The 9,398-nt window shown below is 71.0% G+C and carries 8 protein-coding genes and 1 pseudogene; 3 read left to right on the forward strand and 6 right to left on the reverse strand.

Annotated elements, in window-relative coordinates; all coding sequences use genetic code 11:
• Window positions 1–84: 84 nt before the first annotated feature.
• On the forward strand, window positions 85–636 hold the full coding sequence (locus G4D87_RS27060) for a hypothetical protein (RefSeq protein WP_163785379.1): 552 nt from the start codon (window positions 85–87) through the stop codon (window positions 634–636).
• A gap of 21 nt (window positions 637–657) precedes the next feature.
• Here G4D87_RS27060 and G4D87_RS27065 read toward each other — a convergent pair whose 3' ends face one another.
• The 4 genes from G4D87_RS27065 to G4D87_RS27080 all read right to left on the reverse strand — a co-directional run bounded on the left by G4D87_RS27065 (window position 658) and on the right by G4D87_RS27080 (window position 4,759).
• On the reverse strand, window positions 658–2,226 hold the full coding sequence (locus G4D87_RS27065) for a beta-ketoacyl synthase N-terminal-like domain-containing protein (protein ID WP_163785381.1): 1,569 nt from the start codon (window positions 2,224–2,226) through the stop codon (window positions 658–660).
• Between the two features lie 19 nt (window positions 2,227–2,245).
• Window positions 2,246–3,679, reverse strand: coding sequence for a DUF6250 domain-containing protein (locus G4D87_RS27070; RefSeq protein WP_163785383.1), 1,434 nt, complete (start codon window positions 3,677–3,679; stop codon window positions 2,246–2,248).
• 79 nt (window positions 3,680–3,758) lie between these two features.
• Window positions 3,759–4,463, reverse strand: coding sequence for a hypothetical protein (locus G4D87_RS27075; RefSeq protein ID WP_163785384.1), 705 nt, complete (start codon window positions 4,461–4,463; stop codon window positions 3,759–3,761).
• 32 nt (window positions 4,464–4,495) lie between these two features.
• On the reverse strand, window positions 4,496–4,759 hold the full coding sequence (locus G4D87_RS27080; protein ID WP_163785385.1) for a molecular chaperone DnaJ: 264 nt from the start codon (window positions 4,757–4,759) through the stop codon (window positions 4,496–4,498).
• Window positions 4,760–4,816: 57 nt separating this feature from the next.
• On the opposite strand from G4D87_RS27080, the gene G4D87_RS27085 reads away from it, so the two are divergent.
• Window positions 4,817–5,575, forward strand: a complete 759-nt coding sequence (locus tag G4D87_RS27085; protein WP_163785387.1) for a DUF4159 domain-containing protein — start codon at window positions 4,817–4,819, stop codon at window positions 5,573–5,575.
• A 27-nt stretch (window positions 5,576–5,602) separates the two neighbouring features.
• Entirely contained in the window at window positions 5,603–7,882 is a 2,280-nt protein-coding gene (locus tag G4D87_RS27090) for a glutamine amidotransferase (protein ID WP_163785389.1), read from the forward strand.
• 54 nt (window positions 7,883–7,936) lie between these two features.
• On the opposite strand, the gene G4D87_RS27095 is transcribed toward G4D87_RS27090, so the two are convergent.
• Window positions 7,937–8,491 (reverse strand): superoxide dismutase family protein, encoded by a 555-nt coding sequence (locus G4D87_RS27095; protein ID WP_163785391.1) that lies wholly within the window; start codon window positions 8,489–8,491, stop codon window positions 7,937–7,939.
• 115 nt (window positions 8,492–8,606) lie between these two features.
• Window positions 8,607–9,398 (reverse strand): annotated as a pseudogene (locus G4D87_RS27100) (SAM-dependent DNA methyltransferase); the annotation flags it as partial.

Here is a 9,398-nt window from a genome sequence, read left to right on the forward strand (position 1 = left end):
GAGGGGGGCGGGGCATCTGGCCGGGCACTGGCGATATGCTGGGGGCGTCCGGCCGTTCTCCTCGCACCTTCAGGGGCCCCCCTCATGCACCGCTCCACCCGCCTCGCGGCAGTGTGTCTCGTCGCCGCCACGTTGCTGACGCTCACGGGTTGTTCCAGCTCCCTGCGCAAGAGCTACGTGCGCGACAAGGCGGCCGACCACGTCTACCGCCAGGAGCTGGCGCAGCTGTGGCCCCACGTCCAGGAGGTGCTGCGCAGCCACGGCTACTCGTGGAAGGAGATGCCGGGCCGCTACGTGCTGGAGACGGAGTGGCTGGACTCCGGCGGTGGCAGCCTGGGCCCGGGCACGGCGTCTCGCTTCCTGGTGCAGGGCATCGTGCTCACCACCGGCGGCACGGCCCTGCGGGTGATGCGCGGGGACCGCGTCACCCAGTCCATTGGCGTGGGCTACGTGGACAGGGAAATCAAGACGGACGAGGACTACGCCCAGGCCGTCAACGACAGCCAGGCCAGCGGCGTCCTCCCCACCCGGCAGAACTACTTCCGGGATTTGGAAATCGAGCTGGAGATTCTCCGCCGCGGTGACCCGGAGGCGGCCGCGCGCCTCGACGCGGAGGCGTTGGCCGCGCACCCCTGAGTCCCGCGGCGGACCCCGCCCCTACTTCGACCAGGGGCGGGAGATGACGCAGGCGTTGATGCCGCCCACGCCCATGGACAGCTTGCCCGCGCAGCCCGCGGGCGCCTCGACGGCCTCGTCGAAGACGTAGCGGCCGTGGACGCGGGAAATCTGCTTGTTGAGCTCCGCTTCCTTCAGCGGCGTGGGGAACACCCGGCCCTGGCCGTAGCCCAGGTACTGCGCCGTCAGCTCCCAGCCGCCGCCGGCGGACATGCCGTGGCCGAAGGTGCCCTTGCGCGCCGTAATCAGCACCTGCTCGGGCAGCACGTCGCGCAGGTTCTGGACCTCCAGGTAGTCACCCGGCGTGGCGGTGGCGTGCAAGTCCCAGCTGCCCACGTCCTCCGGGGCGCAGCCGGCCGCGGCCAGGGCCTCGCGGATGGCCAGCGTGGGGCCTTCCTTGGACGGGGTGATGATGTGGTCGGCGTCCGCGGTGACGCCCACCGCGATGGGCTCCATGCCCAGCGGCTTGAAGCCCTTGGCCGTGAAGTGCTCCAGGTCACCCAGCACCCACACCACCGAGCCCCCCGCGATGTGCGTGCCACGCAGCGCGGTGAGCGGCTTGGACAGGGCGGCGTCCGCGGAGATGACGCGGGCGTTGTAGAAGCCGCCCACCGTGAGCGGCATGGGCGGCGGGTCCGTCATGCCCATGACGACGGCCTTCGCCTGGCCCAGCTGAATGGCGTTGATGGCCAGCCGCAGCCCGTAGCCGAACGACGAGCACGCGGCCACCGGGGCGAACGTCATGCCGGTGATGCGGCCCATCATCGAAATCTGCGAGGCCGGCGTGTTGTGGATGTTCCACAGCACGTTGGAGGACACGGCGTTCCACGGCGGCTCCGGCGACATCCACTTCTTCTGGAGCCGGGCGTTGCGCGTGCGCTTCTCCTTGATGACGGCCAGCTTGGCGGACTCCACGTCGCCGTCCTCGGGCACGCCAATGGCTTCGATTTCGCGCAGCTCGTCCAGGTACTCGCGCAGCTCCGGCGAGCGGCCCGCCCAGAAGTGCCACCACGCGTCCTCGGCCTCGTCGCGCGTGGCCTCGTCCACCGTGGAGGGCTCGGGCGGGAGGCCGGGCAGCGGCTCCTGCGTCTCTTTCCACTTCCGCAGGGCGCCGTTGCGCTCCGGCGCGGACCAGAAGCGGTCCCACCGGCGCTGGGCGCGGTACAGGTCCAGGGAGATGGAGCGGATGGTGGGCAAATCGCCCAGGCCGGTGCCCACGTAGACGTGCGCGCGGGGCCCCAGCGCCTGCAGCTCCTGCTCCAGGCCCGGGTTCTGCGCCAGGGCCTGGATGAAGGAGCCGATGGCGAACTGCGTCGGCTGGCCCATCTTCCGCTCGAGCTGCGAGAAGCGGCTGCCCGGGAAGCGCGCGTCAATCCATGGCTTGTAGTCGGCCAGGTCGAACTCCGGCATGCCGACGAGGAAGTTGTCGGGGCCGAAGCCGTTGAAGGGGGTCAGCCAGCTTTCGGACGACGAGAGGTTGCGCTCGAACGCCTCGATGTTCCTGGACCGGGGGGCGACGACGCCCCAGCCGAAGATGCCTACTCTGCGCACGTGGGATTGTCCTTCACCGCTAGGGGGCGAGCGGCTGAATCTTCAAGTTGTCGAAGTGGACCCGGTTCTTCCAGCCGGAGAAGCCGAAGTACTGATTGCGCGGGCCCTCCAGCGGGACGGGGTCCTTGAGCGTCAGGTAGGGCTGGCCATCCAGCTCCCACGCCAGGGTGCCGCCGTTGCGGGTAATCTTGATGTGGTGCCGCTTGCCGGGCACCACCGCGGCGCCGTCGCGCACCGCCCGGTCATTCGTGTGCTCGTTCTGCCGGGCGATGGCGGACTGGGTGTTGCGCCAGCCACCGAAGATGATGACGTACCCGGTGGCGGTGTACTGCAGCCGCAGGTCGCCCGCGTAGAACGAGCGCCCGTCACCCCACGCCTCCACCTTGATGTCGCCCTCCGGGTTGTCCGTCCAGGCGTCGAACTCGATGGTGGCGTTGGTGGGGATGGGCTGCTTCAGCCACACCGGCCGGTTGTGCATCAGCTCCACCACCAGCGCCCCGTCCACCAGCTTCACCGCGGAGGGGTTGGTGACGTTCCACGCGTCACCCAGCGTGTCGCGGTTGAAGTCGTCCGCGTAGGGGCCGGGGGGCGGCGTGGGCGCGCGCGGCGCCGCCGTGAAAGGCAGCCGGTCCGGCGTGTCCACCCGCAGGTTGTCGTAGAAAATCTGGGACTCGAAGCCGGACAGGCCCAGCCGGTCCTGCCCCGGGCCCTTGAGCGGGTACGGGTCATCCAGCTCCAGCAGCAGCTCGCCGTCCACGAACCAGCGCAGCAGCGTGCCGCGGCGCTCGATGCGCCAGTGGTACGTGCGGCCCGCCTGCACCGGCTGGCCGCGCAGCTCCACCCGGACCTTGGTGTCCTCCTTGAAGAGGCCGCTGGCCTTCAGGTCCACGTCGTCCACGCCGAAGCGCACGGCCCGGCGCTTGAGCGCGTCCAGCGACTGCGCGTTCAGGTCGCGCCGGCCAATGACGGACATGGAGTTGTTCCAGCCGCCCTGCACCAGCACGTATCCGGAGGCGGGGTCCCTGCCGTTGCCGAAGAGCTCCACCCGGATGTCCCCGGCGGGCAGCTCCGAGCGGACGTCGAACTCCACGGCGACGTCCTCCGGCAGCGCGGCCTGGAGCCACAGCGGGTTGTTCTTCACGCCAGGGGCGAGCAGCTCGCCCCGCAGCACGCGCCAGTAGCCCCCCGTGGAGAAGAAGTCGCGCTCCACCACGCCCGCGTCGGAGAAGTCCTGGGAATACGGCACCGTCGCCCGCGCGTCCGGCTGGCCGCGCAGCAGCGCGTAGTGGATGAGCGGGAACTGGATGACGAGGATGAGGCCGACGAGCACGGCCCACCCCTTGCGAGTCAGTCCCGTCGGCTTCACCCACGCGGTGCTCGCGGGAGGCTCCTGCCGGGGAGCGGACTCCTTGGGGGACTCGTGGTGCTTCTCCTGACGCCTGGCCTGACCCATCAATCCTTCCGGGGGGAAAGGCGGCGGAATCTACGCCCCGGGCAGGTGGACGTAAAGCACGGCCACCTGCCTCTGGGGGCTACTTGACCCCCCACCGCTTTTCGAGCGCATGTTGCTCCGCCTGCCGCACCTTGAGCCGCTCGCGCTCCCCGCGAAGCTTGTCCGCCTCCTCGGGAGAGGGCCGGACGGCCAGCTGGTACACCGCGCCGGCCACCGCGAAGAGGCCCGCGGCGATGATGACGCCCCAGGGCTTGCCGGCCACCGCCTGCACCACGCCACCCACCTGGTGCAGCGCCGCGAGCGCGCCGATGACGAGCATCCACGCGCCCACCGCGGAGGCCACCACCGCGGCCACCGGGCGTTGCAGCATCGCGCCCGCCAGCCCACCGATGATGAAGCCCGGCACGAAGCCCAGCAGGAAGTCCTGCTGCCCGGCGATCTGCCCGGCCACCAGGCCCAGCGGCACGCCCACGCCCAGGAAGGTGATGGCCGTGGGGAGCAGGAAGCCCAGCGCCATCAGCACCGCGGCGGCGATGGTGGCCATCTTCGCCACGTCCGGCAGGCCCAGCTTCATGACGAGCACGGGCGTCCACAGCAGGCCCATCACCGCGCCAATGGGGCCCGCGAGCACGCGGAACAGCTTGCCCCCACCGGCGACGAGCAGCGTCACGCCAGCGACACAGCACACGATGCCGGCCCACATCGGCAGCATCCGGTAGATGGCGACCCAGCCGGTGGGATTGAACGTCTGGTACGCCCCGAGGGCCTGGAGGAGGCCTTCCATGGCAGTTTCTCCTTGATGCGGTCCGCCGAAGCTTACGCGTATCGGACGATTGCGAGTACGAGCAGGAGCACGAAGACGGTGGCGGCGAGCAGGGCGAACCCGTACAGGGCGCGCGGGGTGGCGGTGCGCCGCAGCAGCTCCTCCGCCTCCGCGCGGTCCTCGGCGGACGGACTTGCCGCGAGGATTCGCGCGGCGTCGCGCCGTGCACCCGCCACGTCGCCCGCCTCCTTCCGGGCCCAGGCGGCCTGGGCCTCCGCCGAGCCGGGCGCCGGGGGCGTCTGTCCGCCTTTCGCCATGACGCCGTTCTATACCGGGGAATGCGCATACCCGTCGACGGTATATAGATACGCCCTATGTCCGCGCGGCGTCTGACCCGTCGAAACCTCCTGCTCGGCACCGCCGCGCTCGCCCCACTGCTGGCCCGGCGGGCGCATGCCTTCGGTGAGAAGAACCGCTTCATCCCCGCCGTGGCCCGTCACAAGGGCCGCTGGGACACGCGGCTGTCCGGCCTGCGCCGCATCACCTGGGAGCTCCAGCGTCGCACCTCCGTGGAGGTCGTCCCGGACGCGCGCCCGTTTCCGCTCAGCTCGCCGGACCTCTTCGAATACCCGTTCCTCTACTTCGGCGGCGAGGGGGAGTTTCCCCCGCTGGAGGAGGCGGAGGTGGCCAACCTGCGCCGCTACCTGACGTACGGCGGCTTCATGCTCGCGGACGCCAATGACGCCAGCGACGGGGCCGGCTTCGACGCGTCCTTCCGCCGGGAGCTGGCGCGGGTGCTGCCCCAGAGCCCGCTGGCCGATGTGCCGTCGAAGCACGTGGTGTTCAAGTCCTTCTTCCTGCTGGACGCGGCGCCCGGGCGGGTGCTCAACAAGCCCCAGTTGATGGGCTGCAACCTGGGCAAGCGCACCGCGGTGCTGTACTCGCAGAACGACCTGGCCGGGGCGTGGAGCCGCAACGAGTCGGGTGACTTCGAGTTCGACGTCTCGCCGGGTGGCGAGCCCCAGCGGGAGCTGGCGGTGCGGCTGGGCATCAACGTCTGCATGTATGCCCTCTGCCTGGACTACAAGGACGATGCCGTCCACCTGCCGCTCATCCTCAACAAGCGGCGCTGAAGCACCGGCCCTCCGCCGAAAGCCTGGATGAACTCCCCCTCGTTCAACGCCTGGAAGCTCGTCACCCTCTCGCCCTTGCCACCGTGGGCGCTGGTCCTGCTCGCCCTGGGGCTGGCGCTGGGCGTGGCGCTGGCCGCCTGGGGCGTGCGCCGTGAGCCCTCGCGCGGGCGCCGGGTCCTCCTCTGGGCCCTGCGCGTCGGCGCCGGCCTGGCCGCGCTCTTCTTCCTGCTGGAGCCCGGCATCCGCCACCTGCAGGTGGCGCGCATGAAGAACCGCGTCGCGGTGCTGGTGGACCGCTCCGCGTCCATGAGCTTCCCCGCGGAGGTGGGCGGACGCACGCGCTCCCAGGAAGTGGCGGACTTCCTGGAGCGGGCGGCGCCGCGCCTGGCGGAGCTGCAGGACCGCTTCACGGTGGAGCTGTACGGCTTCGACCCGGAGCTGGCGCCGATGACGCCAGAGGCGCTGAAGACGCCCGCGCGCGCGGGCACCACGGACCTGCTGGCGGCGGTGCGCGCCGCGGCGGGGGCGGGGCAGGGCTCGCGCAAGCTGTCCGGGGTGCTGCTGTTCAGCGACGGCGCGGACAACACCGAGCTCAAGGCGGGCGTGGTGGGCCGGGCGCGCGCGGCGCTGGCGGACCTGAACGTCCCCGTCTCCACCTTCACCGTGGGCCAGGAGACGCTGAAGGACGTCGCCGTGGAGGGGCTGAAGGTGGATGACTTCGCCTTCGTCCGCAACTCGCTCACCGTGGAGGTGGAGATTCACGGCCGCGGCTTCGCGGGGCAGGACATCCCCGTGGTGCTCAGCCAGGAAGGCAAGACGGTCGCCAGCAAGGTGGTGCGGATGGAGTCCGCGGACGACGTGAAGCCCGTGGCCTTCACCTTCACGCCGGACCAGACGGGGCGCTTCGTCTACACGATGACGGTGCCCACCTTCCCGGGCGAGGCCGTGGCGGAGAACAACACCCGCTCCTTCACGCTGAAGGTGATTCGGGACCGCGTGCGCGTGCTGCTGGTGGTGGGCCGGCCCTCCTGGGACGAGCGCTACCTGCGTGGCCTGCTGCGCCAGGACGCCAACGTGGACCTGGTGTCCTTCTACATCCTGCGCACGCTGTCGGACGACCCGGGCGTGGTGAACGACCAGCGCGAGCTGTCCCTCATTCCGTTCCCCATGGAGGAGATTTTCGACACGAAGCTGGACACCTTCGACGTCGTCATCTTCCAGAACTTCGGGCACTCGGACCCGTCGCTCTCCATCGCCGAGTACGAGCGCAACCTGGAGCGCTACGTCCACAACGGCGGCGCCTTCGTGATGATTGGCGGCGACAGTGTGCTGGGCGAAGGCCGCGCCACCATGCCCACGCTGATGGAGGCGCTGCCGGTGGCCGCCGCGGGCCCCGCCAACCTGGACGCCTTCACGCCGCGCCTGACGCCCGAGGGCCTGCGCCACCCGGTGACGGGCATTGGCATGGGCGCCGCCAGCACGGAGGCCGCGTGGGCGGAGCTGCCGCCCATCCCTGGCGCCAACCTGACGCAGGCGCGTCCGGGGGCCACGGTGCTGCTGGACCACCCGCACCTGACGGTGGGCGGGAAGAACGCGCCGCTGGTGGCCGTGTGGGACTACGGCCGCGGGCGCTCGCTGGTGATGGCCACGGACGCCTCCTGGTACTGGGCCTTCGCGGCGCATAAGGATGGCTCGCCCAGCCGCGCGTATGACCGCTTCTGGGGCAATGCGCTGCGGTGGCTGGTGAGAGACCCGGACCTGACGACGCTGAAGGTGACGGCGGACCCGCCGTCCGTGGAGCCGGGCCGGCCCGTGGGCGTCGTGGTGCAGGCGCGGCTGGCGGACTACCAGCCGGCGCAGGACGCGCAGGTGCGGGTGGAGCTCTTCTCCGTCGCCACGCAGAAGCCAGTGGCGGTGCAGACGGGCACCACGGGGACGGACGGCGTGGTGCGGCTGGAGTTCGAGCCCCCCGCGCCCGGGCCCTACAAGCTGCTGGCCTCCGCGAAGAAGGGCGAGACGGACCTGGGCAAGGGCGAGGACGCGGTGGCCGTGCGCGCCGTGGGGCCCGAGCTGTCGGACGCGTCCGTGCGGCCGGAGCTGATGGCGCAGCTCGCGAAGGAGACGGGCGGCAAGTCCTACAAGCTGCCGCGGGACGGCCTCCCGGACGTGCCGCTGCTGGACCCTCCGGTGGTGGAGGTGGGCCGCGCCAGGGATCAGCCGCTGTGGGACCGCTGGTACTACCTGGTGGCGCTCATCGCGCTGCTGGGCGCGGAGTGGTTCGCCCGCCGGCGCTTCGGCTACGTGTGACAGCGGCCTCTCCCGGTGACAGGGAGAGGCCCGGCTGCTGACGGGTGGGGCGGACTACGTCTTCTCCACCACGCCACAGGCGATGCGGCCGCCCGCGTCCCCCGTCGGGTCGGTGTGGTAGTCGTCCTCCTTGGCGTGCACGACCACCGCGGAGCCGTCCTTGTCGAACAGCGACTTCACGGTGAGGCCGTTCTGCGAAAAGATGTCGAACTGCACCGTGCCGTCGCTCGCCACGTAGAGGTTGGGCAGGTCGCCGTGGTGCTTGCCCTTCGGCGCCAGCAGTCCGTGGGCCTTCTTGCTGGGGTTGAAGTGGCCGCCGGCCGTGGTGAACGCGGGCGCCTCGCACTTGCCCACCTCGTGGATGTGGAAGGCGTGCTGGCCCGGGGGCAGGTTGCTCAGCTTGCCCTTGATGAGGATGCCTTGCTTGGTCTGCTCAAGGGTGATTTCGCCCACGTCCTTGCCCTCGGAGTTCTTCACCTGGGCCTTGGCCGTCTGGCCCTTGGACGGCGTCTTCTTGGCCGCCGGCGGCGGCGTGCCCGCGTCCTCCTGCGCCAGGGCGGGGAGGGCGGCGGTCAGTGCGGCGGCGGTGAGCAGGGCTCGAATCTTCATGGGTGTGTCTTCCTCCTGAGGTCGTGCGTTACGGAGCGAAGGTGGACACTAGCGGTTGCTCATGCCCGCCGCTGAGGAAACCAGGCGGGCATCCGGGCCATCTGCCGGGTAGCGCTCACTCCTCTGTGAGGGGTACGGGCACCACGCGCGAGGCTCCGAAGGCGGGCGCCCAGAGTCCTTGGACTTCCGGCCCATTGAGGAAGCAGACCAGCGCCTGGAAGGCGGGCAGGGGGCCGCCCAGGCGTTCGGCCCAGGCCAGGCCCCGGGGGGAGAGGTTGGGCACCAGCGGGCCCAACTCGTCCCGTGTCTTCACGGACCGGGTGAGGCCCAGGCCCTCGTCGCGCAGGCGCTGCGGCACATAGAGCGGGGCGAAGCGCGCGTGGCGGTGGTCATGCACGCAGCCCTCGTCCTCCAGCAGCGCGGCTGACAGGGGCAGCTCGCGCACGTTGAAGAGCAGCTTCACCGCGCCCAGGTGCGGGTCATAGGGGCCGCGCAGCCGGTGGTCACCGCGGGGGACGAGCCGCCGGTCCAGGTAGCAGTAGGCGCGGGCCTCGGGCGGCACGCTGCCGCGGTGGCGGGCGCCGCCGTATCGGTAGAAGGGCCGCACGTAGCTGGCGTCCACCTCCAGCGGTGGTCCGGCCTTCAACGCGCGCAGCTTGGGCATCAACTCTTCGGGCAGGCCATGGGCCTTCGCGAACTCGGGCAGGGCTTCTTCCGGCGTGGCGGCGAAGTCCTTCACGCGCGTGAGGAGCCGCTCCGGGTCCGCGTCCACCAGCAGCTCGTCGAAGCGGGTCTTCACGCCGGGGAGGCTGACGGGGACGAGCCGCGTCAGGGGCTCGCCGCTCTGCCGCCAGCGGGCATCCAGGGCGGAGGCCTCGGGCGCGGTGGGCGCGAGCCGCCACTCGGG

The sequence above is a fragment of the Myxococcus vastator genome, from assembly GCF_010894475.1.
GTDB lineage: Bacteria > Myxococcota > Myxococcia > Myxococcales > Myxococcaceae > Myxococcus > Myxococcus vastator.

What these genes read in the sequence shown, in the direction of transcription:
- G4D87_RS27085 (WP_163785387.1), top strand. Translation starts at nt 4,817, where the DNA reads ATGTCCGCGCGGCGTCTGACCCGTCGAAACCTCCTGCTCGGCACCGCC.
- G4D87_RS27095 (WP_163785391.1), bottom strand. Translation starts at nt 8,491, where the DNA reads ATGAAGATTCGAGCCCTGCTCACCGCCGCCGCACTGACCGCCGCCCTC.
- G4D87_RS27080 (WP_163785385.1), bottom strand. Translation starts at nt 4,759, where the DNA reads ATGGCGAAAGGCGGACAGACGCCCCCGGCGCCCGGCTCGGCGGAGGCC.
- G4D87_RS27090 (WP_163785389.1), top strand. Translation starts at nt 5,603, where the DNA reads ATGAACTCCCCCTCGTTCAACGCCTGGAAGCTCGTCACCCTCTCGCCC.
- G4D87_RS27075 (WP_163785384.1), bottom strand. Translation starts at nt 4,463, where the DNA reads ATGGAAGGCCTCCTCCAGGCCCTCGGGGCGTACCAGACGTTCAATCCC.
- G4D87_RS27060 (WP_163785379.1), top strand. Translation starts at nt 85, where the DNA reads ATGCACCGCTCCACCCGCCTCGCGGCAGTGTGTCTCGTCGCCGCCACG.
- G4D87_RS27070 (WP_163785383.1), bottom strand. Translation starts at nt 3,679, where the DNA reads ATGGGTCAGGCCAGGCGTCAGGAGAAGCACCACGAGTCCCCCAAGGAG.